We start from the raw sequence: 23960 nt of genomic DNA, 5'->3' as shown, positions 1-23960 counted from the left end.
ACGTTGCCGCATCAGGCGATGCGCGGCGCGACTTCGCCCACGTCGCCGCACTGCGCGCGGTGGCGGAGCGCGTGGTCCATCAGCACCAGCGCCACCATCGCCTCGACGATGGGGGTGGCGCGGATGCCCACGCAGGGATCGTGGCGCCCCTTGGTGACCACCTCGACCGCCTCGCCGGCCAGGTTCACGCTGCGGCCGGGGATCAGGATGCTGGAGGTCGGCTTGAAGGCCACCGAGGCGGTGACCGGCTGGCCGGTGCTGATGCCACCAAGGATGCCACCGGCATGATTGGACGTAAAGCCGTCCATCTGCAGCTCGTCGCGGTGCTGGCTGCCGCGCTGCGCCACCGCGGCGAAGCCGTCGCCGATCTCCACGCCCTTGACCGCGTTGATCGACATCAGCGCGGCGGCGAGCTCGCCGTCCAGCTTGCCGTAGACCGGCTCGCCCCAGCCCGGCGGCACGCCCTCGGCCACCACGTCCACCCGCGCGCCGACCGAGTCGCCGGACTTGCGCAGCCCGTCCATGTACTGCTCCAGCGCCGGCACCTGCGCAGCGTGCGGCCAGAAGAACGGGTTCTGCTCCACCGCCTCCCAGTCGAAGCCGTCCGGGGTCAGCTCGCCCAGCTGCGCCAGGTGGCCGCGCACGCGCACGCCGTGGCGCTCGGCCAGCCATTTCTTGGCGACCACCCCGGCCGCCACGCGCATGGTGGTCTCGCGCGCGGAGGAACGGCCGCCGCCGCGCGGGTCGCGGATGCCGTACTTGTGCCAGTAGGTGTAGTCGGCGTGGCCCGGGCGGAAGGTCTGCGCGATGTCGCCGTAGTCCTTGCTGCGCGGGTCGGTGTTGCGGACCAGCAGCGCGATCGGCGTGCCGGTGGTGCGGCCCTCGTACACGCCGGAGAGGATCTCCACCTCGTCGCTCTCGCGCCGCTGCGAGGTGTGCCGGCTGCGGCCGGTGGCGCGGCGCTCCAGGTCGTGGCGGAAGTCCTCCGCGGCGAGCGCCAGCCCCGGCGGGCAGCCGTCGATCACGCAGCCGATGGCCGGGCCGTGGCTTTCGCCGAAGGTGGTGACGGTGAGGAGCTTGCCGAAGGAGTTGCTGGACACGGGGCATCGGGAAGGCGGCGGGGAAACCGCCACAGCTTACCCGCGATCCGCCCCGGGCGCCCGGAGCTCCGCCCACTCGCGGCCCTGCTGCGCCGGCGCCAGGGCGATGCCCAGCTCCACGGCGGCCTCGTCCACGAAGTGCAGGCCGAGGTCGCCGGCCAGTTCGCCGGAATCGCGCCGGCGCAGCGCGAACTGGAACCAGCTGCCGGGCGCGCCGAAGGCGATGCCCCGCTGCTGCTCGATGAAGCGCGCCGCGTCCTCGATCGCGCCCGGGCGCCAGCCCTGGAAGCGCGCCATTGTCGGGTCGGCGCGATAGGCGAACAGCGCCGCGGCGGCGGCGGCGCGCAGGCGGTCGAGCCGCAGCCGTGGCGTGGTCAGTTCCATGGATGTTCGCTCCGCTGCGGCGATGCCTTGTCCGGTCATGCCGTCGCTTACTGCGCGTCATGCCATCGTTACCGCGCGCCGTCATTCCCGCGCAAGCGGAAATCCAGGTGGCTCTTGCGCAGGACCGACGATGGATTCCCGCTTGCGCGGGAATGACGGTCCCAAGGGGAAGGCATGCGCCGCCGAACGCCGGAGCGCGCCCCCTCGGTGCCCTCAGCGCCGCGCCGCGGCCGCGGCGCGGATCGCCGCCGCGTGCTCGACCAGATCGCGCCGCTCCAGCGCGAAGATGCCCATCGGCCCGACCTTGAACTCCAGCCACACGAACGGGACCTCCGGCAGCAGCTCGGCCAGCGCCCGCTCGCTCTCGCCCACCTCCACGATCAGCAGGCCGTCCTCGCTCAGGTGCTCCGGCGCCGCCGCCAGGATGCGCAGGCAGATGTCCAGCCCGTCCGCGCCCGAGGCGAGGCCGAGCTTGGGCTCGTGCGCGTACTCGCCGGGCAGCGCGGCGTATTCGTCCTCGGTGACGTAGGGCGGATTGGAGACGATCAGGTCGTAGCGGCGGCCGGCCAGGCCGTCGAAGAGGTCCGACCTGATCGCCTCGACGCGGTCGCCGACGTGCTGGAAGGCGATGTTCTCGCGCGCCAGCGCCAGCGCCTCGTCGCTGATGTCCACCAGGTCCACCTGCCAGTCCGGCCGGTGCACCGCCATGGCGATGCCGATGCAGCCGGAGCCCGTGCACAGGTCCAGCGCGCGCTCCACGTGGCGCCCGTCCAGCCAGGGCGAGAAGCCGCTCTCGATCAGCTCGGCGATCGGCGAGCGCGGCACCAGCGCGCGGCGGTCGCTCTTGAACTTGAGGCCGGCGAACCACGCCTCGCCGACCAGGTAGGCCACCGGCAGGCGCTCGGCGATGCGCCGCTCGATCAGCGCCAGCACGCGCTCGCGTTCCTCCGCGGTGAGCCGGCCGGCGCCGTAGGCGGGCGGCAGGTCCGGCGGCAGGTGCAGGCTGGCCAGCACCAGGTGGGTGGCCTCGTCGATCGGGTTGTCGTGGCTGTGGCCGAAGGTCAGCCCCGCCGCCGCGAAGCGGCTGGCGCCGTAGCGGATGAAGTCGATGATGGTGGACAGTTCGGCGGTCACGGACCTGGTCCTGGCGGGCGCGCGGCAAAAAGGCCGTGCATTATACGGGGCCGCCACGCCCTAGGCCCCCCTCCCGTCGGGAGAGGGGTTGGAGGTGAGGGTCCGGCAATACCGACCTGCTTCGCTCCGCCCGTACCCTCACCCGGCTGCCGCCCCCTCTCCCGCAGGGAAAGGGAACGCAGGTCGAAGGTTGCGGCTGCCCGTATACTGGCCGGATGACCTTCAAGGCATTCCTGCAGTACATCCTGCCCCACCGCTTCCTGTCGCGGCTGGTCTACTGGGCCACGCGCTGGACCTTCGCGCCGTGGAAGAACTGGCTGATCGGCACCATCGTGCGCAACTACCAGGTGGACATGGGCGAGGCGGCGCAGCCCGACCCGCTGGCCTACCAGCACTTCAACGCCTTCTTCACCCGCAAGCTGCGCCCCGGCGCGCGGCAGGCCGACCCCGACCCGGCCGCCCTGCTCTGCCCGGCCGACGGCCGCGTCAGCCAGGCGGGGAAGATCGTCGACGGCCGCATCTTCCAGGCCAAGGGGCAGGAGTACACCGCCGCCGAGCTGCTGGCCGACGAGGCCGCGGCGGCACCGTTCCGCGACGGCCGCTTCGTCACCGTGTACCTGTCGCCGCGCGACTACCACCGCGTGCACATGCCGCTGGCCGGCACGCTGCGCGAGACGGTGCACGTGCCCGGCCGCATCTTCAGCGTGGCACCGTTCGCGGTGGAGGCGATCCCGCGGCTGTTCGCGCGCAACGAGCGGCTGGTGTGCCATTTCGACGGCCCGCGCGGCCCGTTCGCGGTGGTGATGGTGGGCGCGATCCTGGTGTCCTCGGTGGCCACGGTATGGGACGGGCTGGTGATCCCGCCCTACGCATCGTCGGTGCGGCGCAAGTCCTTCGCCGGCCAGGGCGTCACGCTGGAGCGCTTCGCCGAGATGGCGCGCTTCAACATGGGCTCCACCGTGATCCTGCTGCTGCCCGCGGGCATGGCCGAGCTGGACCGGCTGGAGCCGCAGCAGCCGGTGCGGGTCGGCCAGCGGCTGGGGCTGTGCCCGGCCACGGCATGACGTTTTGCGTCGTTTTGTGACGCGAAAGGTACAAAACTCGCCCCGTTCCGGCTAAGCTCCCGCCGGATTGATGACGCCGCCCTCCGGCGGCGACCCGGAACCGGGGGAGTTCGATGCGCCTATTCAGTCAACTCATCGCCTTGAGCCGCAGCCGCCAGCTGGGCCGCCAGTTCAAGGAGATCGAACGCTGCATCAAGGCCCTGCCGCGCCAGGCCCGCGCCCGCCTGGGCATCCAGACCCTGCGCGAGATCGGCCAGGCCTCGCGGATGGAATTTCCGCACCTCTACGGCACCGCGCCGGAGGCGCGCTACCTGCCCTGGGGCCAGGGCACCGAGATCGGCTACGCGCGGGCGCTGTCGGACAACCCCGAGGTGGCCCTGCGCGGCATCGCGCTGTGGCTGGCGGTGGCCTACCACGAGACCAAGGACTGCACTCACGCTGCGCTGCAGGCGCAGCACCGCCAGCTCCTGCGCGTGGTGCGCGAGCTGAAGGAGAGCCACCGCGGCGGCGACCCGGTGCAGGAGTGGATGAACACCGGCGCCGCGGCCTGAGCCCCGCTTCGCGGGCGGTTCCCCGGAGCCTTTCAGGACATTCCCGCGCCGGGAACCGTCCACGCGCGCCGGGGAAGCGCGAAAGAAGCGATGCGACGCGCCGCTGGCGGTCCCGCGCCAGGTCGATCGCGGCCGGAGGCCGCTCCCACGGGGAGCCTCGCCAGCCTGGTGGGAGCGGTCTCCGGCCGCGATGCCTGGTGCCATCGCCCCACGCCCACCATGCCGCGCCGTCGCGGATCGGCGTCCACTGCCGGCGCGCGCACCCTCAGCGGCACACGGGCAGCTTCAGCACTTGGCCCGGCTTCAGCCGGTGGTGCCTGAGCCCGTTCATCTCGGCCAGGTCCTGCACGTCGGCGCAGCCGCTCTTGCGCGCGATGCCGGTCAGCGTGTCGCCGCGCCGCACGGTGTAGCTGCGCGTGCGCGGCGCCGCGCGGGCCGGCGCCGGCGGATCGGCCACCATCGGCACCACGGCGTTGTGCAGGTCGCCGGCCAGGATCGGCCAGGGACCGTCCACGCAGCGCGCGGCGTAGGCCTTCTCCAGCTCCTTCGGCACCACCAGCCGGCTGCCGGCCGGCTGCTCGGCCTGCGGGTCGAGGCGCGGGTTGAGGTTGCGCAGGGTGCGGAACCAGCCGTCGTACATGCCGCCGGCCGAGCCCAGGCAGACGGTGAGCTCGGTGAGCGAGGCCGGGCGCTTCAGCGTCACGCTGCCCGGCGCGCCGTCGATGCGCGGGAAGCGCAGGTTGTAGCTCTCCGGGTGCAGGAACAGCCAGGCCGCCGCCAGCACCGCCGGCACGTACTCGCGCGTCTCCTGCGAGAGCTGGCCGTAGATCTTCGGGTCGTACAGGCTCACCGAGGGGTCGTCGCCCACCATGCGCCGGATGCGCCCCTCGCCGCCGTTGTAGGCGGCCAGGGTCAGCTCGAGGTTGTTGTTGAAGGCGCGCAGCTGCTCGTCCAGGTAGGCGGCGTTGGCGCGCGCGGCCAGCGCCGGGTCGAAGCGCTGGTCGAAGCCGCCGTCGCTGGACAGGCCGAAGCGCAGCCCGGTGGCGTACATGAACTGCAGCGGCCCGGCCGCGCCCGAGCGCGACACCGCGTGCACCTTGCCGCCGGACTCCTTGGCCAGGATGCCGAACAGCAGCGCCTCCGGCAGGTCGGCCTGCTGGTACTGCGGCCACATCTGCCAGCGCAGGAACTGGTAGTTGATCCAGGCGTCCATCAGGTTCGGCCGCCACTGGGTCAGCCACATCTCCAGCGCCGCCTTCACCGGCCCGTTCATCGCGATCAGTTCGGACAGCTTCTGCCCGCGCAGCAGGGTCACGCTGCGCTGCGCCTCCGGCAGCGCGGCGGTCACCGGCGAGACCTCGCTGCCGGTGTGCCCGGATTCCGGGCCGCCGCCGGCCAGCGCGTCGTCGTCGCCGGCGAAGAAGCTGCCGTCCTTCAGGCGCAGCAGGCGGTCGAACACCGAGAAGAACCGCTGCGGATCGCAGCCCGGCGTGCTGCCGCAGCGCGCGGCGGCGTCCTTGAGCTGGTCCAGCGAGGCTTCCAGGGTCTTCTGCGAGGCCGCGCCGTCGCCCTCGCGCGCCTGCTGCAGCGCCGTCTCGTAGCCCTTGCCGGCCTGGTCGAGGCGTGCGTACAGCGCGTCCACCTGCGGCGTCGCGCGGCCGTGGGGAGAGCCGCCGGTAGCGCAGGCGGCGAGCAGCGCGGCGGCGGCCAGGGGCAGCAGGCGCAGGGAGTGGCGGGAAGGCGGCATGGGATCGACACGGAGGAATGCGGCAAACGACTCAAGATACTGCGCGCAAGCCACTGGCTCAACGCGCGCCCGTCAGCGGTAGCTGGCCTCCAGCAGGCGCCGGGCCAGATCGCCCAGCCACGGGTGGTCGGCGCTGCTGTTGTTCACCACCACCACCGTGTGCCCGTCGTCCAGGGTGCACCGCGCCGACACCCGGAAGGCGCCATTGGAGCCGTATTCGTCGAGCAGCCCGAGCCCGGTGCCGCCCACCGCTACCCCGCCGCACGCGGCCGCCCGGCGCGTAGTGCTGGGCCGGCATCTGCACGGTGAGCAGCATCCGCGTGGCCCACGGCGACAGCACGCGCCCCCGCGCCACCGCCTCCAGCAACGCTGGCCAGGCCGGCGGCGTCCGCGCGGAAGCCGCCGGCCGCCAGCATGTAGCCCGGGATCCGATCCGGCGGGAGGTGACGAGGGTTTAAGCCGCCCCGCCGGGACATGCCATCGGCCGCAGCGCTCCTGCGCGCGGCCTGGGCAGGGAGAAGCGGCCACGTCCGCGGCGATGGCGCGGCCTACTCGGGAAGGGACGACACGCCCTAGAATCGCCCGATACGTCAAGGAGCGAAGCCCATGGGCGAGATACTGATCGGCCGCAACGACAGCACCAGCGTCAGCCTGGACCCGCATTTCGGCAACCGCCACGGCATGATCGCCGGCGCCACCGGCACCGGCAAGTCGGTCTCGCTGATGGTGCTGGCCGAGGGCTTCTCGCGGCTGGGCGTGCCCTGCTTCCTGGCCGACGCCAAGGGCGACCTGGCCGGCCTGGCGATGGCCGCCGGCGAGCCCGGCGACAAGCTCAAGGCGCGGCTGGAGAAGCTCAAGCTGGCCGACTGGAAGCCGCAGGCCAACCCGGTGGTGTTCTGGGACCTGTACGGCAAGCTCGGCCACCCGGTGCGCGCCACGGTGAGCGAGATGGGCCCGACCCTGCTCGGCCGCGTGCTCGAGCTCAACGACACCCAGCAGGGCGTGCTGGAAATCGTGTTCAAGGTCGCCGACGACCAGGGCCTGCTGCTGCTCGACCTCGACGACCTGCGCGCCCTGCTCGCCTTCGCCGCCGACAACGCCAAGGACATCTCCGGCCGCTACGGCCTGGTCAGCCCGCAGAGCATCGCCGCGATCCAGCGCGCGGTGCTGAAGCTGGAGCAGGACGGCGCCGAGCAGTTCTTCGGCGAGCCGGCGCTGGACCTGGCCGACCTGATGCGCCAGGACATGAGCGGCCGCGGCGTGATCAACGTGCTGGCCGCCGACCAGCTGATCCTCAAGCCGCGGCTGTACTCCACCTTCCTGCTGTGGCTGCTGTCGGAGCTGTTCGAGCGGCTGCCCGAGGTGGGCGACCTGGAGCAGCCCAAGCTGGTGTTCTTCTTCGACGAGGCGCACCTCCTGTTCGACGACTGCCCGCCGGCGCTGCAGCAGCGCGTGGAGCAGGTGGTGCGGCTGATCCGCTCCAAGGGCGTGGGCGTGTACTTCTGCTCGCAGAACCCGGACGACGTGCCCGACGTGATCCTCGGCCAGCTCGGCAACCGCGTGCAGCACGCGCTGCGCGCCTTCACCCCGCGCGACCAGAAGGCGGTGAAGGCCGCCGCCGAGACCTTCGCGCCGAACCCGAAGCTGGACGTGGCCAAGGCGATCGGCCAGCTCGGCGTGGGCGAGGCGCTGGCCTCGGTGCTGGCCGGCTCGGGCGTGCCCACGCCGGTGGAGCAGGTGCTGGTGACCACGCCGTGCTGCCGCATCGGCGCGATCACCGAGGCCGAGCGCGCCGCCGTGCGCCAGCGCTCGCCGGTGGGCGGCAAGTACGACGCCGCGGTCAACCGCGAATCGGCGGCGGAGCTGCTCGCCGCGCGCGCGCAGGGCAAGGCGGCCGCCCCCGGCCAGGCCGGCGGCGCCGATGCCGCGCAGCCGGCCGCGGCCGGCGCAGGCTCGGCCTGGGGCGCGATGGTCCACGATGCGCTGTTCGGCACCAAGCGCCGCCAGGGCATGATCGAGACCATGGGCAAGCAGGTGGCGCGCAGCATGGGCAGCAAGCTCGGCCAGCAGATCGTGCGCGGCGTGCTGGGCGGCATCTTCGGCGGGCGCTGAGGCGGCGGGCGACGCATGGGCCGCTGGCGACCGCCTTCCCCCTCCTCCACCGCGATCATCACCCGCGCCGGCTTCGAGAGGCTGAAGGCCGAGCTCGACCACCTGTGGCACGCGCTGCGCCCGGAGGTGGTGAAGGCGCTGGCCGCCGCCGCGGCCGAGGGCGACCGCTCGGAGAACGCCGAGTACACCTACCGCAAGAAGCAGCTGGCCGAGATCGACCGCCGCGTGCGCTACCTCGGCAAGCGCATCCCCGCGCTGAAGGTGGCCGAGGGCGCGCCGGCGGACCGCGACACGGTGTTCTTCGGCGCGTGGATCGAGCTGGAGAACCTCGCCAGCGGCGAGACGCAGCGCTACCGCATCGTCGGCCCGGACGAGACCGACGCGCGCCAGGGCTGGATCAGCGTGGACTCGCCGCTGGCGCGCGCGGTGCTGAAGAAGCGCGTCGACGACGAGTTCGAGGCCGAGCTGCCCGGCGGCCGCACGGCCTTCCTCGTCGCCGGCGTGCGCTACGAGGAGTGAGCCGCGCGGCTCACTGCGCCTGCTGCGCCCGGGCCGACTGCATCAGCGCCTCGATCTGCGCGCGGTGCGATTCGTAGAAGGCCACGTTGGCGCTGTTGACCTTGCTCTGGTCGATCATCTTCGCCAGCTCCGGCTGGCTCTTGGACTGCACCACCAGCCCGGCGTTCATCAGCGCGATGTTGGCCAGCAGGAACTCGCGCGGGGTGAAGCCGTGCTTGGCGATCAGCGGCGCGATGCGCTTGTCGCTGCCGACCGCCTGGTTGGCCAGGTCGTCCAGCGAGTGGATCTGCGAGGGGTCGCCGGACTGCTGCGGGTGGATGCCCGCGGCCTGCGCCTCCTTGGTGGTCGCCACGAGGCGGTTGAACACGTCCTCGTTGAGCGTGTAGTGCTGGATCGCCTGCTTGTCGGCCTCGGGCAGGCCCGGCGCGGCCTGCGCCTTCGCGCCGAGCGGCAGCGACGCGGCGATCGCCAGCAGGAAGGCGGCATGCAGCCAGCGGCTGCGCAGGGACAAGGACGGCATGGGACACCTCGGCATGTGGAAGGAACGACCGAGCCTAGCACCGCATACGTAACTGCGCGATGCACGCCGTTCAGCGGCCGAGCAGCGCGCGCAGGCTGCGCTGGTGCTCCAGCTCCACCTGGGCCAGCCGCGCCGCCCGCGCCTCCTCGCTGACCCAGTGGCCGTGCGCGGCCTGCTCGCGCAGCAGCGCGTACTGCAGGTCCACGAACGGGCGCAGCGCGTCGTTGCCGGCCGGCGCGAACTCGGCCAGGTCGGGGATGCGCGCCAGGTTGCGCCGCTCGCGCGCGCCGGCCGCGCCCGGCGCGTGGCCGTACCCGCGCAGGAAGGCGGCCAGCCGCTCGCGCAGCGCTCCGTCCAGCCCGTCGCGCACCACCAGCACGCCGCAGGGGATCGGCGAGGATGCCCAGATGCTCTTCAGGTGCGCCGCCTCGTGCGGGAAGTGGCGGCGGAACAGGTCCAGGTCCGGGTTGTTGCCGGCGGCGACGTCGATCTCGCCGTTGGCCACGGCCAGCGCGTTGTTCTGGTGGTTGTCCACCTTCACGCTGGCGAAGAAGGTGTCGGAGTTCAGCCCGCGCGGGGCGAACACCTCCGCCTCGGGGGCGATGTAGCCGGTCACCGACAGCGGCTCGCCGCGGCCGTAGCGCCAGCGCCCCGGATGCGCCAGCAGGTCGTCCAGGCCACGGACCGGCCCGTCGTCGCGCACGATCAGCAGCGCGTGGTTGCCGCGCGCGCCGTCGCTGCGCACGAACTGCGCCACCACCGTCATGCGCTGGCGGCTGACCGCCTCGACCGCCAGGCGCCCGGACAGGAAGGCCACGTCCACGCGCTGCCGCCCGATCGCGTCGGACAGGCCGGCGTAGCTGGCCACCGAGATCATCGTGACCGGCCGGCCCAGCTCCCGCGCGAGGTCGTCCAGCAGCGGGCGCCACTGCGCCCGCGACTCGGCGGCGCTGCCGATCGGCAGGATGCCGAAGCGGACCGGCGCGTCCGCCCGCGCGGGCGCCAGCGCCGGCCAGGCCAGCGCGAGAGCGCACGCGAGGCCCCGCAGGAGGACACCGCGCCATCGCCGCATGCCGCTTCGCATCCGCCTTCCCCGGTCGCCCCGCTCCGGCGAGGTATAGCCGCTTCGCGCTTCCCGGGCAAATCGCGCGGCTCAGGCGCGCAGCGGCGCCGGATAGCGCCGCCCCGGCCGCAGCGGGCGGAAGCACGGCGCGGTGCGGTAGAAGTCCTCGTCCGCCGTGGCCGGGTGCCAGCCCGGGATGCCCGACAGCGGCAGCGGGCGCAGCTCCTGCGGATCGCGCAGCAGCCGGCCCGCGGCGATGGCGGCCGCGCATGCCGCGACGGCGTCCTGCAGCGGCGCGGCGTCCGGCAATACGCAGGCCAGCGCCTTGCCGACCAGCAGCCTGCCCGGCGTCAGCGCGTGCTCCAGCAGGGCATGACCGGCCACCGCCACCTGCAGCGCGCCCTCGCGCCAGGCCGCCCGGTGGCGCCAGAACAGGCCGTGCCAGTCGTGCGCGTCCCACGGCGCCAGCAGCGCCGGATCGCGCAGCGCGACGACCACGCCCGCCTCGTCGAAATGGGTCAGCGCGCACTGCGGCCGCGAGCGCCGCTTCGGCCCCATGCGGGCGACCTCGGCCGCCTGCCGCGCGTTGAGCGCCCGCTTGAGCGCGGGCTGGCGCAGCCAGACCAGCGCGTTGAACAGGTCGTGCCAGTTCGCCTCGCGGGTGGCGACCACGCCGCGCTCGGCGATGCGCTGCTCGTAGTGCAGGCCGTCGGCGAGCAGCTCGCGCGTCTGCGCGGCGAGGCGCACGCCCGCGCCGGGCGGCAGGCGCGCGTCGAGCGCCGCGACCGCCGGCCAGTCCGGCCCTTCGAGCAGGTCGGCGCAGTCGCGCCAGTCCGCCAGCGGCGGGCGGCCGAACACGCCGGGATCGACCGTGCCGCGCGCCGGCGCGACGTAGCGCACGGCGCGCCTCAGACCACCTTGAGCACGGGATGGGCCAGCCGCGCGCGCAGGTCGTGCTCGTCGGCCGCCTCGACCGTCACCTCGACGAACTGGCCGGGCTTCAGGCCCTGGCCGTCGGCGATGCGCACCACGCCGTCGATCTCCGGCGCGTCGGCGGAGGAGCGCGCCACCGCGCCGTCGGCGCCGGCCTCGTCCACCAGCACGCGGATCGTGCGGCCGACCTTGCGCGCGAGCTTGGCGGCGGAGATCTCCGCCTGCACCGCCATGAACTGCTCCAGGCGGTCCTCCTTCAGCTCCTCGGACACGGCGCCGGGCAGCTCGTTGGCCTTGGCGCCCTCCACCGGCGAGTAGGCGAACGCGCCGACGCGGTCCAGCTCGGCCTCGCGCAGGAAGTCCAGCAGTTCCTCGAACTCGGCGTCGGTCTCGCCGGGGAAGCCGACGATGAAGGTGCTGCGCAGGGTCAGCTCCGGTACCGCCCTGCGCCAGCCGCGGATGCGCTCGAGCGTCCGCTCGATGTTGCCGGGCCGCTTCATCAGCTTCAGGATGCGCGGGCTGGCGTGCTGGAACGGGATGTCCAGGTAGGGAAGGATCTTCCCTTCCGCCATCAGCGGCATCACCTCGTCCACGTGCGGGTACGGGTAGACGTAGTGCAGGCGCACCCACGCGCCCAGCTCCGCCAGGCCCTCGCACAGCCCGGTCATGCGCGTGCGGTAGGCCCTGCCGCGCCAGGCGCGCTCGGCGTACTTCAGGTCCACGCCGTAGGCGCTGGTGTCCTGCGAGATCACCAGCAGCTCCTTCACGCCGCCCTTGACCAGCTTCTCGGCCTCGGCCAGCACCTCGTCCACCGGGCGCGAGACCAGGTCGCCGCGCATCGACGGGATGATGCAGAAGCTGCAGCGGTGGTTGCAGCCCTCGGAGATCTTCAGGTAGGCGTAGTGCTTCGGGGTGAGCTTGACCCCGACCGAACCGTCGGCCTGGGCGTCGGGACGCCCAAGCGGACCGATGTCCAGGAACCTGTCGCGCTTCGGCGGCAGCGCCTCGTGCACCGCGCTCATCACGCTGGCGTAGTCCTGCGGGCCGCTGATCGAGAGCACGTCCGGGTAGGCCTCGCGGATCAGCTCCGCGCGCTTGCCCAGGCAGCCGGTGACGATCACCTTGCCGTTCTCGTGCAGCGCCTCGCCGATCGCGTCCAGCGACTCCTGCACCGCCGCGTCGATGAAACCGCAGGTGTTCACCACCACCGCGTCGGCCGCCTGGTAGCTGGGCACGATCTCGTAGCCCTCGACCTTGAGCTGGGTGAGGATGCGTTCGGAATCGACCAGCGCCTTGGGACAGCCAAGGCTCACGAAGCCGATTTTCTGGGAAGCCTGCGACATGGCCTGCGCTACCGTAAGCGTGCGGAAAACAGGCGATTATACGCCAGCGCCGGCCGCGCGGCCGGCCCGCTAGACTCGGCGGCTTCCGGCAACCCTCGTGGAGGAGATCGCATGGGCCAGCAGATCAACGTTCCCACCGCGGGCACCCAGTGCATCGGCGCCTACCTCGCGCAGCCCGCCGGCAAGCCCAGGGGCGGCATCGTGGTGATCCAGGAGATCTTCGGCGTCACCGCGCACATCCGCGACGTGGCCGACCGCTTCGCCGCGGCGGGTTACGCCGCCATCGCGCCGGCCTTCTTCGACCATCTGGAAACCGGCGTGGAGCTGCCCTACGACCAGGCCGGCATGGCGCGCGGCCGCGAGCTGGTCGGCGAGCTGGGGCTGGAGCGCGCGGTGGCCGACGTCGGCAGCGCCGCCGAGGCGATCGCCTCGGCCGGGCGGATCGGCACGGTCGGCTACTGCTGGGGCGGCACCGTGGCGCTGCTCGCCGCGCTGCGGCTCGGGCTGCCCTCGGTGAGCTACTACGGCGCGCGCAACCTGCCCTTCCTCGACGAGACGCCGAAGGCGCCGGTGATGTTCCACTTCGGCGAGAAGGATCCGGGCATCCCGCCGGAGGCGGTCGAGCAGCACCGCCAGAAGCTGCCGCAGATGGACGTGTTCACCTACCCGACCGGCCACGCCTTCAACCGCGACGCCGACCCGCACGTCTACGACGCGGCCAGCGCGGAGCTGGCCTGGCGGCGCACGCTGGCGTTCTTCGACCAGCACCTGGCCGGCGCATGAGCGCGCCCGGCTTCGCCCTCGATCCCCGGCTGGAGGCCGACACCGTGGCGGTCGCCGCGCTGCCGCTGTGCGAGCTGCGGCTGATGGACGACGCGCGCTTCCCCTGGCTGGTGCTGGTGCCGCGCCGCCCCGGCGCGGTGGAGATCGCCGACCTGGCCGAGGCGGACCAGGCCGAACTGTGGCGCGAGGTGAACCGGGCCGCCGTCGCGCTGCGCGCCGCCGCCCCGTGCGACAAGCTCAACCTCGGCGCGCTCGGCAACATCGTGCGGCAGCTGCACGTGCACGTGGTGGCGCGCCGCGAGGGCGACGCCGCGTGGCCGGGGCCGGTGTGGGGCAGCGGTGCGGCGGAAGCCTACGCGCGCCCCGACCGGGAAACGCTGGTCGGGCGCCTGCGCGCCGCCCTGGCGGACTGAAACGCGAACGCCCGCGGCGCGCGCCGCGGGCGTTCGGCCATGCGAGGGCAAAGACCTCTTCAGTGCTGCTGTTCGGGCGGCTCGTAGCCGCCGCTCGCATCCTTGCCCTTCATCTCGTCGTTCATCTTGGCCGGCGCGTGGTAGTCCTCGAGGTCGCGCGCCTTGGTCTCCACCGGGTTGATCTTCTTCAGCGTGCCGCCGTCGTCGTAGTAGACGATGAAGCCGTAGTCCAGCTGCATGCGCGCCATGAACTGCAGGTGCTGCTTGCGGATCTTCGAATCGTCGCTGGGCGTGAGCAGCACGGTCTTGGGCAGGTGGCCGGTGTCCTTCAGGTAGGCGAAGTGGCTGCCGGTGTCCAGCGCCGACAGCACCGCGCCGTCGACCAGGAACTGGCCGCTCTTGTAGGCCTGGATGGTGGCGTCGAACTGCTGCTGGCCCTGCGGGGTGACGTATTCGTCCTTGGTCGCGCCGCGGTGGCAGCCGGCCAGCGCCAGCAGGCCGGCCAGCATGAGCGCCGCGAGGGCATGGCGGAGCAGCGGGTGGAAACGGGTCATGCTCGGGATCTCCTGCGAAACGGCAAACGGTCTGGATTCGAGAGTCTAGCGCCGCCGGGGGCCGTGGCCGCGCCGCGCGCGCGCGTCGTTCAGGCAACGCGACGGATCAGGTGCGCGGCAGCGTCACGCCGCGCTGGCCCTGGTACTTGCCGCCGCGGTCCCGGTAGCTGGTCTCGCACACCTCGTCGGACTCGAAGAACAGCATCTGCGCCACGCCCTCGTTGGCGTAGATGCGCGCCGGCAGCGGCGTGGTGTTGGAGAACTCCAGCGTCACGTGGCCCTCCCACTCCGGCTCCAGCGGCGTGACGTTGACGATGATGCCGCAGCGCGCGTAGGTGCTCTTGCCCAGGCACACCACCAGCACGTTGCGCGGGATGCGGAAGTACTCCACCGTGCGCGCCAGCGCGAAGCTGTTGGGCGGGATGATGCACACGTCGCTCTCCACGTCGACGAAGCTCTTGGAGTCGAAGCGCTTGGGGTCGACGATGGTGGAGTTGATGTTGGTGAACACCTTGAACTCGCGCGAGCAGCGCACGTCGTAGCCGTAGCTGGAGGTGCCGTAGCTGACGATGCGCTGGCCGCCGGCGTCCTGCTTCACCTGGCCCGGCTCGAACGGCTCGATCATGCCGTGGCCCTCGGCCATGCGGCGGATCCACTTGTCGGACTTGATGCTCACTCGGGCTCCCGTTGCGTCGGTGGTCCGTCCGGCGGCGGCGCGGAGCGGAAGTCGCGGAAAAATAGCGGATCGGCCAGGGAGCCGCCAGTCGGGCGGGCGCGCGGGCGGCCGGCGCGCCGCGCACACGCGGGCGTCCATGTCGTTGCAGATCATGCTGACGGGAGCCTTCAGCTCCGGCGGCAGCGGCCAGGGCTCCATCCCGCCGCCGGCGGGATAGCGGTAGCGCAGGCAGTCGTGGTGGACCAGCCCGGCCGGCATGCGCGGCACGCCCTTGGAGGCTCCCCGTTGACCTGCCGGAGCCTGCCGTCCGGCGAGCAGCAGGACCTGGCGCAGTCGCTGGTGGTGGTCGGCCGGAACCTGGCCATCGCCGGCGGCGCGGCGGGCGGCGCGCTGCTCAAGCATGCCGGCGCGGCGATGCTGCCGTGGTCGCTGCCGCCGCTGCTGGCGCTGACGCTGCGGGTGACGCTGGCGGCGAGGAAGGCGTGGGCCTGGCGCCCCGCGCGGGCGCGCGGCGGCTCAGGCCAGCCCTTCGGCCAGGCGGTCCAGCGCCGCCCGCAGCTCGGCGCGGCGCTCCGCGCTGGCCAGCACCTGCTCCGCCGTGCAGCCCGCGCCGGGCAAGGCCACCGGGAACGGCCGCGCGCCCAGCAGGGTGGCCGACATCGTGCGCAGGATCTCCGCCAGCGCCGCCTGCCCGTGGTGCGCGCCGCGCGCCGAGGTATCCAGCAGCAGCACCGGCTTGCCGGGGAATTCCAGGCTGCCCACCAGCCAGTCCAGCAGGTTCTTGAAGGCGCCGGGCACGCCGTGGGCGTACTCGGGACAGGCGACCAGCAGGGCGTCGGCACGCCCCACCGCCTCGCGCAGCGCCAGCACCGGCGCGGGCAGCGGGTCGTGCTCGTCGTCGGGATTGAACGGCGGCAGCGCGGCAAGGCCGTCGTAGAGATGCAGCTCCAGCGCGGGCCGCGCCCCGCGCGCGGCCGGGCCGGGGCCGCCGGCCTGCGGCTCCCGCCGGAGCGACGGCGCGTCCCCGGGGCGCGCCAGCCGTTGCGCGGCCTCCAGCGCGGCGCGGTTGGACGAGACCCGGCGCAGGCTGCCGCACAGGCACAGCACGCGCCGCGTCGCGCTCACGCGGCGGGCTTTCCCTGCACCACGATCTTGCCCAGCCCCAGCGACTTGTTGCGCGGCTGGCGCGACAGCCGCCCCGCGGCGTTGCGCGCGATCTCGCGGTAGCGCGCGGCGAGGTCCGACTCCGGCATCGCCGCCACCGTGGGCGTGCCGCCGTCGGCCTGCTCGCGGATGCGGATGTCCAGCGGCAGCGAGCCCAGGCAGGCCACGCCGTACTGCGCGGCCATGCGCGCGCCGCCGCCCTCGCCGAAGATGTGTTCCTCGTGGCCGCACCGCGAGCACACGTGGGTGGCCATGTTCTCCACCACGCCCAGCACCGGCACATCGACCTTCTCGAACATCTTCAGCGCCTTGCGCGCGTCCAGCAGGGCGATGTCCTGCGGCGTGGTGACGATCACCGCGCCGGCCACCGGCACCTTCTGCGCCAGGGTGAGCTGGATGTCGCCGGTGCCCGGCGGCAGGTCCACCACCAGGTAGTCGAGCATGTCCCAGCGGGTGTCGTTGAGCAGCTGCATCATCGCCTGGGTGACCATCGGGCCGCGCCAGATCATCGGCGTCTCCTCGTCCACCAGGAAGCCGATCGACATCGCCTGCACGCCGTGCGCGGCCATCGGCGTGATGCTCTTGCCGTCCGGCGACTCCGGCTTGCCGGCGATGCCGAGCATGCGCGGCTGGCTGGGGCCGTAGATGTCCGCGTCCAGCACGCCCACCTTCGCGCCCTCGGCGGCCAGCGCCAGCGCCAGGTTGGCCGCCACGGTGGACTTGCCCACGCCGCCCTTGCCGGAGGCGACCGCGATGATGTTCTTCACGTTCGGCAGCGGCGCCAGCGTGCCCTGCACCTTGTGCGGCTGGATGCGGCTGGCGACCGAGACCGCGGCGGACTCGACCGCCGGGTCGGCTTCCAGCGCGGCGCGCGCCTGCGCGGCCAGCGCCCCGGCCGCGCCCGCGGCCGGGTAGCCGAGCAGCAGGTCCACCGACACGCGCGCGCCGTCCACGCCGACCGCGCGGATCGCCTCGGCCAGCGGCGCGCCGGTGTGGGGGTCGATGAGGTCGCCGAGCAGCCGGCGGACCAGGGCTTCGTTCGCCTGTGTCATGGAGGGTGGCATCGGGTGGGGTATCGCATTATGCCAGCGCCCCGCGGGCCGCCGTCTGCCCTGGATCATGGCGCCCCGGCGCATGGCGCATGGCGCATTGCAGCTTGACGCCACCGGGGAGCCCGGCCACGCTCCGACCATACCTGTTCGTATGGGAGGAGGTTCGATGAAGCGCGTTTTCCAACTGGCCGCCGTCGCCGGCCTGTTCCTCTCCAGCATGCTGGCCCATGCCGCCAGCGACAGCCCGGTGGGCACCTGGAAGACCATCGACGACGCCACCGGCAAGCCCAAGTCGATCGTGCAGATCTACGAGCAGAACGGCGAGCTGCAGGCCAAGGTGCTGCAGGTGCTGCAGTCCGACGAGGGCCCGCATCCCGTCTGCAAGAAGTGCGAGGGTGCGCGCAAGGACCAGCCGGTCGAGGGCATGGTGATCATGTGGGGCGTGAAGAAGGACGGCGACGTGTGGGACGGCGGGCAGATCCTCGACCCCCACAACGGCAAGACCTACAAGGTGAAGCTCAGCCTGGTCGACGGCGGCGCCAAGCTCGACGTGCACGGCTACATCGGCTTCGCGCTGCTCGGCCGCAGCCAGGTGTGGGAACGCCAGGACTGAGCCGCGCGCTCCGGCGGCCGACGATCCAGCGCGCCCGCGGGCGCGCTTTTCGTTTGCGCGGCGCGCACGCGCGGGCTCCGGCCAGGGCGGCATGCCATAATCTCCAGCCGTTTTCCGCCAACGGCCCGCCATGAGTCGCCGACTGCTCGTCACCAACGCCCTGCCCTACGCCAACGGCCCGCTGCACCTGGGCCACCTGCTCGGCTACATCCAGGCCGACATCTGGGTGCGCGCGCAGCGGATGGCGGGCCGCACGGTGGCCTACGTCTGCGCCGACGACGCCCACGGCACGCCGATCATGCTGGCCGCCGAGAAGGCCGGCATGAGCCCGCAGGCCTTCATCGAGGGCATCCGCCGGGGCCACGAGGCCGACTTCGCCGCCTTCGGCGTGGCCTTCGACCAGTACCACACCACCCACTCGGCGGAGAACCGCGAGCTGGCCACGCTGATCTACGCGCGGCTGCGCGACGGCGGCTACATCGCCAAGCGCACCATCCAGCAGCTGTACGATCCGCAGAAGGAGATGTTCCTGCCGGACCGCTACATCAAGGGCACCTGCCCCAACTGCGGCACGCCCGACCAGTACGGCGACAACTGCGAGCACTGCGGCGCCACCTATTCGCCCACCGAGCTGATCGAGCCGTACTCGGTGGTGTCCGGCGCCACCCCGGTGCTGCGCGACTCGGAGCACTACTTCTTCCAGCTGTCGAAGTTCGAGGCGCTGCTGCGCGACTGGTTCGACGGCCGCTACACCCAGGGCCGCCCGGTGGCCAACCCCGGCGTGGTGGCCAAGCTGCGCGAGTGGCTGGACGGCGGCCTGAAGGACTGGGACATCTCGCGCGACGAGCCCTACTTCGGCTTCCCGATCCCCGACGCGCCGGGCAAGTTCTTCTACGTGTGGCTGGACGCGCCGGTGGGCTACCTGGCCAGCTTCAAGGCGCTGTGCGAGCGCACCGGCGCCTCGTTCGACGACTACCTCGCGCCGGGCAGCGACGCCGAGCTGCACCACTTCATCGGCAAGGACATCATCAACTTCCACGGCCTGTTCTGGCCGGCGATGCTGCACGGCGCGGACCTGCGCGTGCCCACCGCGCTGCACGTCAACGGCTACCTGACGGTGAACGGCGCGAAGATGTCCAAGTCGCGCGGCACCTTCATCCAGGCGCGCACCTACCTCGACGCCGGGCTCCATCCCGAGTTCCTGCGCTACTACTTCGCCACCATGCTGAGCGACGCGCCGGTGGACGTGGACCTGGACCTCAAGGCCTTCGAGGAGCGCGTCAACTCGCACCTGGTCGGCAAGTGGGTGAACATCGCCAGCCGCACCGCCGGCTTCGTGCACAAGTTCTTCGGCGGCCGCCTCGCCGGCGGCTTCGGCGCCGAGGAGCACGCGCTGTGGCAGCGCCTGCTGGAGCACTACGGCGACGTGCCGCAGCTCTACGCCGACGGCGACTTCGCCGAGGTCGCCCGCCGCTTCGTCACGATGGCCGACCTGGTCAACGGCCACATCGCCGCCAGGGCGCCGTGGGCGCTGGCCAAGGACGAGTCGCGCCGCGCCGAGCTGCACGAGGTGTGCTCCTTCGCCATCGCCGCCTTCCGCCTGCTCTCGGGCCTGCTCAAGCCGGTGCTGCCGGCCACCGTGGCCGCCGCGGAGGCCTTCCTCGACGCGCCGGTCGCCGACTTCGACGACGCCTGCGCCGAGCTGCACGGCCACGCCATCGCCGCCTTCGAGCCGCTGCTCGGCCGCGTCGACCCCGGGCGCATCGAGGCGATGATCGAGGCCTCGAAGGAATCGCTCGGCGCGCCGCCCGCCGCGGCCGATGCGAACGCCGACCCCAAGAACAAACCCAGCAAGGAGAACCGCAAACCCATGACCGACGCCGCCACGCCCGCTGCCGCCGCCACGCCTGCCACGATCGGCATCGACGATTTCGCCAAGCTCGACCTGCGCGTCGGCAAGGTGCTGGCCTGCGAGTTCGTGGACGGCTCGGACAAGCTGCTGCGCTTCGAGCTGGACGCCGGCCCGCTGGGCAAGCGGCAGATCTTCTCCGGCATCCGCGCCGCCTACGGCGAGCCGGACAGGCTGGTCGGCCGCAACGTGGTGTTCGTCGCCAACCTGGCGCCGCGCAAGATGCGCTTCGGCGTGTCCGAGGGCATGATCCTGTCCGCCGGCGAAGGCGGCAGCGACCTGTTCCTGCTCGACGCCGACCCGGGCGCGAGGCCGGGCGCCACGGTGCGGTAGGGAGTGGGAGGGACGAGTAGCGAGGGCGCAAGCCCGTGCGGCGTCGCCCCCGCCCTGCGCACTCCGTCGCACCCCGCACGCCGCGCCGGCACCGATCTTCGCGCCCTCACTACTCACCACCAACTACTCACTCCTCGCTCCCATGCTCCCGCTCGCCGACCGCATCGACGCCCTGCTGCCGCAGACGCAGTGCGAGCGGTGCGGCTACCACGGCTGCCGCCCTTACGCGGAGGCCATCGCCGCCGGCGAGGCGGAGATCAACCGCTGCCCGCCCGGCGGCGCGGCCGGCATCGCCAGGCTGGCGGCGCTGCTGGGGCGTCCGGCGCTGCCGCTCGATCCCGCGCGCGGCGTGGAGAAGCCGCGCATGCTGGCGCGCATCGTCGAGGCCGACTGCATCGGCTGCACCAAGTGCATCCAGGTCTGCCCGGTGGACGCCATCGTCGGCGCGGCCAAGCTGATGCACACGGTGATCGCCGACCAGTGCACCGGCTGCGAGCTGTGCGTGCCGGCCTGTCCGGTGGACTGCATCGCGCTGGAGCCGATGCCCGCCGCGCAGCTCGACCAGGCGCACGCCGACGCGGCGCGCGCGCACTTCCGCCGCCGCGAGGCGCGCCTGGCGCGCGAGCGTGCCGAGCGCGCGGCGGAACTGGCCGCGCGCAAGGCCGCGCTGGACGATGCCGCCGCGCCGGCCAACCCCGTGCTGGCCGCGCTTGCGCGCGCCCGCGCGAGGCAGCCGGGAGTCGCCAAGTGAAGCACGCCGAGGTCGTCGAGCTGTTCACCCGCCTGCGCGAGCTGAACCCGCATCCCACCACCGAGCTGGAATACCGCACGCCGTTCGAGCTGCTGGTGGCGGTGGTGCTGTCCGCGCAGGCCACCGACGTGGGCGTGAACAAGGCCACGCGCAAGCTCTTCCCGGTGGCGAACACGCCGGGGGCGATCCTGGAGCTCGGCGAGGAGGGGCTCAAGAAGTACATCGCCACCATCGGCCTGTACAACGCCAAGGCGAAGAACGTGGTCGCGCTCAGCCGCATCCTGATCGAGCGCTACGGCGGCGAGGTGCCGCGCACGCGCGAGGCGCTGGAGGCGCTGCCCGGAGTGGGCCGCAAGACCGCCAACGTGGTGCTCAACACCGCCTTCGGCGAACCGACCATCGCGGTGGACACGCACATCTTCCGCGTCTGCAACCGCACCGGGCTGGCTCCCGGCAAGGACGTGCGCGCGGTGGAGCAGCGGCTGGAGAAGGTGGTGCCGGCCGAGTTCCGGCACGACGCGCACCACTGGCTGATCCTGCACGGCCGCTACGTGTGCAAGGCGCGCAAGCCGGACTGCCCGCGCTGCGTGATCCGCGACCTGTGCCGCTACAAGGACAAGACCCCGGCGGCGTGAACGGCCTGCGCGCGGGGGAAAAGCAAACGGCGGGCATGCGCCCGCCGTTTCTCCGTCCATGGGCCGAACTCCCTTCCGATGTCCACGTCCCATGCCCGCACAGCATGCCTCGCGGCGATGACCATGGGGCTACAACGGGAAGACGGCTCCGTGGCCCGCCCGGCGGGCGCGCCCGCCGCGCTCCCTCCCCGCGGGAGGGAGCGCGGGCCGTCGATCAGAACTTCACCTCGCCGTACACGCCGACCTCGTTGGTCTTCACGTTCTGCACGTGCGCCGGGACCGGGGTGGCGACCGTCGCGTCGGCCTTCTCGTGCTTGTACACGCCGGCCAGGCGGAAGCCCTTGGTCACCTGGTACTCGATGCCGGCGTTGTAGTAGACGTCCTTCTTGTCCGAATCCAGGTCCTTGCTCAGCTTGGCGTTGTCGTAGCGGGCGAACAGGCTCCACACGTCGTTGAGCGCCACGCTGCCCCAGATCGAGTAGCCGTCGGCCTTGTCGGCCGGCACGGCCAGCACCTGGTTCCAGTTCTTCGCGGTGAAGTACTCGCCGCCCAGGCGGAAGTTCTTGTCGGCGTAGGCCACCATGATGTCGCCGCGCTGCGCGGTATGCTGCGCGTCGACGGTCTCGGTTTCCTGGCCGCGGTGGCCGCTGTAGCCGCCCAGCGCGACGACGAAGCCGTCGAACGGCACGAAGCCCACGCGGCCCTCGAAGTCCACGCCCTTGGAGCGGCTCGGGTTCTTGTAGCCGGCGCCGTTCACCGCCGACACCGAGTAGTTGAGCACCTTGCCGGCCAGGTCGCCGCCCACGTTGACGCCCCAGTCGGCCGAGTTGCCGTACTTCAGGCGGTCGGTGAGGGTGTTGTCGACGTAGCGGTAGCCGTAGTAGCTCTCCACGAACGGGATCCACGGCATGTCGTAGGAGCCCAGGCGCAGGATGAAGGCGTCGTCGAACTTGCCCTGCACGTAGGCCTTCTTCACGAACAGCTCGGTGGCGCCGACGGCGCTGCTGTACTGGAAGTCGGTGGTCAGGTTGGCCGACCAGATGTCGTTGAACTTGTGCGTGACGCCCAGGTAGAAGCGCTTCACGTCGAAGCCCGTGCCGCTGGTGGCGGTCTTGCCGGTGTCGCTGTTCTTCTGGTCGATGTTGCTCAGGTCGAAGAACATCGTGCCGGACAGCGTGGTGTTGTTGGTGATCTTGTCGATCGCCGCCACCTTCTTGTCGGACGCGGCCTGCGCCTTCTGCACCTGCTCCACGGCCTGGCCGGTGCTGACGTTGATGTCGGACTGCGCGTCCGTGCGCGACTCCAGCTCGGCCACCTTGGCCTGCAGCGCCTCGAGCTGGGCCTTCAGCGCCTCGATCTCGGCATTCTGGGTGGTCTGCGACGCGGCCGGGGCGGCGGTCTTGTGGGACTTCTTGGACGCCTGCGCCGGATCGGCCGAGACGTGCAGGCTGACCACGCCCAAACCGGCAGCGACGGCTACCGCGAGCAACTTGGAACGCATGGAATATCTCCGCATGTAGGAAGGAACCACCTGGACCGCCCCCTTCGATCGCGTTGGCCGGCCAAGCACGGCGGCAGGATGCGGTGGCGCCTTTACGGTTGGATGCCGTTTGCATGACAGAACGAAGACAGCGCGCCGCTCACGGCCCGGCGGGGCGGCTGATATGCTTCGGCGATGGAGAACCTGAAGAACAGCCTGTCCGCGCGCCTTTGCGAGCGTTTCCGCGGCTTCCTGCCGGTAGTGGTGGACGTGGAGACCGGCGGCTTCGACGCCGAGCGCGACGCCCTGCTGGAGATCGCGGTGGTGCCGATCGGCATGGACGGCGAGGGCCTGCTCCACCCGCACCCGGCGGTGTCCACGCACGTGGAGCCGTTTCCCGGCGCCAACATCGACCCGCGCTCGCTGGAGGTCACCGGCATCGACCCGGACAACCCGCTGCGCGGCGCCCTGCCCGAGCGGCAGGCGCTGGACCACGTGTTCGCGCCGGTGCGCCAGGCGGTGCGCGAGACCGGCTGCCAGCGCGCCATCCTGGTCGGCCACAACGCGGCCTTCGACCTGGGCTTCCTCAACGCCGCGGTGCGCCGCTGCGGGCACAAGCGCAACCCGTTCCATCCCTTCAGCTGCTTCGACACCGTCACCCTGGGCGGCCTGGCCTACGGCCAGACCGTGCTGAGCAAGGCGGTGATGGCGGCGGGCCGCGATTTCGACGGCAACTCGGCGCACTCGGCGGTCTACGATGCCGAGCGCACCGCCGAGCTGTTCTGCGCCATCGTCAACCGTTGGCGCCAGTTGGAGACTTTCGAGCGGGAGCAGATCGGGGTGGGGGTGCTCTGATTTCGCCGGTGGCGCTTGGAAGCGGTGGCCTCCGGCCTCGGTGGCGCTCTTGGTCGACTGCTTTGTCGGCAGGAGTGTCGTTTCTTTCCTTTATGTATTCGTAGCCGGTGCTGAGCGCTCCCGCGGCTGGGTCGCCTGCGGCGGGTTTCGGTCGCCTGCCGGCCAGCGAGTTCCCTTGCTTTGCTGGCCCAAAGAAAAGGAACCGAAAGAAACGGCCTGGATGAGCCCGGGGAAAGGAAAGAGCCTGCACGGCCACACCTTGCCTTGCCAGC

The 23960-nt window shown here is 72.0% G+C and carries 24 protein-coding genes; 11 read left to right on the top strand and 13 right to left on the bottom strand.

The genetic code is table 11. The features are described from left to right. Positions 1 to 11: 11 nt before the first annotated feature. The 3 genes from aroC to prmB all read right to left on the bottom strand — a co-directional run bounded on the left by aroC (position 12) and on the right by prmB (position 2618). Positions 12 to 1100, bottom strand: coding sequence for a chorismate synthase (aroC, locus tag C7456_RS12530; protein WP_109724108.1), 1089 nt, complete (start codon positions 1098 to 1100; stop codon positions 12 to 14). A 36-nt stretch (positions 1101 to 1136) separates the two neighbouring features. Then, positions 1137 to 1484 (bottom strand): GNAT family N-acetyltransferase, encoded by a 348-nt coding sequence (locus C7456_RS12525; protein WP_109724107.1) that lies wholly within the window; start codon positions 1482 to 1484, stop codon positions 1137 to 1139. 213 nt (positions 1485 to 1697) lie between these two features. Beyond that, a complete protein-coding gene (prmB, locus tag C7456_RS12520) occupies positions 1698 to 2618 on the bottom strand; it encodes a 50S ribosomal protein L3 N(5)-glutamine methyltransferase (protein WP_109724106.1) in 921 nt (306 codons plus the stop codon). A 215-nt stretch (positions 2619 to 2833) separates the two neighbouring features. On the opposite strand from prmB, the gene asd reads away from it, so the two are divergent. Both asd and C7456_RS12510 read left to right on the top strand, forming a co-directional pair. Beyond that, positions 2834 to 3682 (top strand): archaetidylserine decarboxylase, encoded by an 849-nt coding sequence (asd, locus tag C7456_RS12515; RefSeq protein ID WP_109724105.1) that lies wholly within the window; start codon positions 2834 to 2836, stop codon positions 3680 to 3682. 113 nt (positions 3683 to 3795) lie between these two features. Then, complete coding sequence (locus C7456_RS12510; protein WP_109724104.1) at positions 3796 to 4233, top strand: hypothetical protein; 438 nt, start codon at positions 3796 to 3798, stop codon at positions 4231 to 4233. A gap of 265 nt (positions 4234 to 4498) precedes the next feature. Here C7456_RS12510 and C7456_RS12505 read toward each other — a convergent pair whose 3' ends face one another. Further along, positions 4499 to 5980, bottom strand: coding sequence for a transglycosylase SLT domain-containing protein (locus C7456_RS12505; protein WP_109724103.1), 1482 nt, complete (start codon positions 5978 to 5980; stop codon positions 4499 to 4501). A gap of 606 nt (positions 5981 to 6586) precedes the next feature. On the opposite strand from C7456_RS12505, the gene C7456_RS12500 reads away from it, so the two are divergent. Both C7456_RS12500 and greB read left to right on the top strand, forming a co-directional pair. Then, entirely contained in the window at positions 6587 to 8092 is a 1506-nt protein-coding gene (locus C7456_RS12500; protein ID WP_109724102.1) for a helicase HerA-like domain-containing protein, read from the top strand. Positions 8093 to 8107: 15 nt separating this feature from the next. Next, positions 8108 to 8611, top strand: a complete 504-nt coding sequence (greB, locus tag C7456_RS12495; protein WP_109724101.1) for a transcription elongation factor GreB — start codon at positions 8108 to 8110, stop codon at positions 8609 to 8611. A 10-nt stretch (positions 8612 to 8621) separates the two neighbouring features. Here greB and C7456_RS12490 read toward each other — a convergent pair whose 3' ends face one another. From C7456_RS12490 to rimO, 4 genes are all read right to left on the bottom strand, one after another. After that, entirely contained in the window at positions 8622 to 9131 is a 510-nt protein-coding gene (locus C7456_RS12490; RefSeq protein ID WP_109724100.1) for a hypothetical protein, read from the bottom strand. Positions 9132 to 9201: 70 nt separating this feature from the next. Then, a complete protein-coding gene (gene phnD / locus C7456_RS12485) occupies positions 9202 to 10203 on the bottom strand; it encodes a phosphate/phosphite/phosphonate ABC transporter substrate-binding protein (RefSeq protein WP_109724099.1) in 1002 nt (333 codons plus the stop codon). An 81-nt stretch (positions 10204 to 10284) separates the two neighbouring features. Beyond that, positions 10285 to 11094: a DUF3025 domain-containing protein gene (locus C7456_RS12480; RefSeq protein WP_109724098.1), complete on the bottom strand. Its 810-nt coding sequence runs from the start codon at positions 11092 to 11094 to the stop codon at positions 10285 to 10287. Positions 11095 to 11102: 8 nt separating this feature from the next. Further along, complete coding sequence (gene rimO / locus C7456_RS12475; RefSeq protein WP_109724097.1) at positions 11103 to 12470, bottom strand: 30S ribosomal protein S12 methylthiotransferase RimO; 1368 nt, start codon at positions 12468 to 12470, stop codon at positions 11103 to 11105. Between the two features lie 111 nt (positions 12471 to 12581). On the opposite strand from rimO, the gene C7456_RS12470 reads away from it, so the two are divergent. Both C7456_RS12470 and C7456_RS12465 read left to right on the top strand, forming a co-directional pair. After that, positions 12582 to 13253: a dienelactone hydrolase family protein gene (locus C7456_RS12470; protein ID WP_109724096.1), complete on the top strand. Its 672-nt coding sequence runs from the start codon at positions 12582 to 12584 to the stop codon at positions 13251 to 13253. Next, positions 13250 to 13666: an HIT domain-containing protein gene (locus C7456_RS12465; RefSeq protein WP_109724095.1), complete on the top strand. Its 417-nt coding sequence runs from the start codon at positions 13250 to 13252 to the stop codon at positions 13664 to 13666. The genes C7456_RS12470 and C7456_RS12465 overlap by 4 nt, the downstream gene beginning before the upstream one ends. A gap of 59 nt (positions 13667 to 13725) precedes the next feature. Here C7456_RS12465 and C7456_RS12460 read toward each other — a convergent pair whose 3' ends face one another. From C7456_RS12460 to apbC, 4 genes are all read right to left on the bottom strand, one after another. Next, a complete protein-coding gene (locus C7456_RS12460) occupies positions 13726 to 14220 on the bottom strand; it encodes a hypothetical protein (RefSeq protein ID WP_109724094.1) in 495 nt (164 codons plus the stop codon). 106 nt (positions 14221 to 14326) lie between these two features. Further along, positions 14327 to 14896 (bottom strand): dCTP deaminase, encoded by a 570-nt coding sequence (gene dcd / locus C7456_RS12455; protein ID WP_109724093.1) that lies wholly within the window; start codon positions 14894 to 14896, stop codon positions 14327 to 14329. A gap of 516 nt (positions 14897 to 15412) precedes the next feature. Then, on the bottom strand, positions 15413 to 16021 hold the full coding sequence (locus C7456_RS12450) for an NADPH-dependent FMN reductase (protein WP_109724092.1): 609 nt from the start codon (positions 16019 to 16021) through the stop codon (positions 15413 to 15415). Continuing rightward, positions 16018 to 17112, bottom strand: a complete 1095-nt coding sequence (gene apbC / locus C7456_RS12445; protein ID WP_109724091.1) for an iron-sulfur cluster carrier protein ApbC — start codon at positions 17110 to 17112, stop codon at positions 16018 to 16020. The genes C7456_RS12450 and apbC overlap by 4 nt, the downstream gene beginning before the upstream one ends. Positions 17113 to 17278: 166 nt before the next feature. Here apbC and C7456_RS12440 point away from each other — a divergent pair, with 166 nt between their 5' ends. The 4 genes from C7456_RS12440 (at position 17279) to nth (ending at position 21353) form a co-directional block, all read left to right on the top strand. Then, complete coding sequence (locus C7456_RS12440) at positions 17279 to 17725, top strand: DUF2147 domain-containing protein (protein ID WP_109724090.1); 447 nt, start codon at positions 17279 to 17281, stop codon at positions 17723 to 17725. 130 nt (positions 17726 to 17855) lie between these two features. After that, on the top strand, positions 17856 to 19967 hold the full coding sequence (gene metG, locus C7456_RS12435; RefSeq protein ID WP_109724089.1) for a methionine--tRNA ligase: 2112 nt from the start codon (positions 17856 to 17858) through the stop codon (positions 19965 to 19967). 142 nt (positions 19968 to 20109) lie between these two features. Beyond that, positions 20110 to 20718: an RnfABCDGE type electron transport complex subunit B gene (locus tag C7456_RS12430; RefSeq protein WP_109724088.1), complete on the top strand. Its 609-nt coding sequence runs from the start codon at positions 20110 to 20112 to the stop codon at positions 20716 to 20718. Continuing rightward, positions 20715 to 21353, top strand: a complete 639-nt coding sequence (gene nth, locus C7456_RS12425) for an endonuclease III (RefSeq protein ID WP_109724087.1) — start codon at positions 20715 to 20717, stop codon at positions 21351 to 21353. The genes C7456_RS12430 and nth overlap by 4 nt, the downstream gene beginning before the upstream one ends. 214 nt (positions 21354 to 21567) lie before the next feature. Here the strand turns inward: nth and C7456_RS12420 are convergent, their stop codons facing one another. Next, positions 21568 to 22854: a porin gene (locus tag C7456_RS12420; RefSeq protein WP_109724086.1), complete on the bottom strand. Its 1287-nt coding sequence runs from the start codon at positions 22852 to 22854 to the stop codon at positions 21568 to 21570. Between the two features lie 174 nt (positions 22855 to 23028). Between C7456_RS12420 and rnt the strand changes: the two genes are divergently transcribed. After that, positions 23029 to 23688 carry a ribonuclease T gene (gene rnt, locus C7456_RS12415; RefSeq protein WP_109724085.1) on the top strand — a complete coding sequence of 220 codons (660 nt, stop codon included), beginning with the start codon at positions 23029 to 23031 and terminating at the stop codon, positions 23686 to 23688. Positions 23689 to 23960 lie beyond the last annotated feature (272 nt).

It is taken from the genome of Fulvimonas soli (genome assembly GCF_003148905.1).
GTDB classification, from domain to species: Bacteria; Pseudomonadota; Gammaproteobacteria; order Xanthomonadales; family Rhodanobacteraceae; genus Fulvimonas; species Fulvimonas soli.
This window is presented reverse-complemented; position numbering and strand designations above follow the sequence as displayed.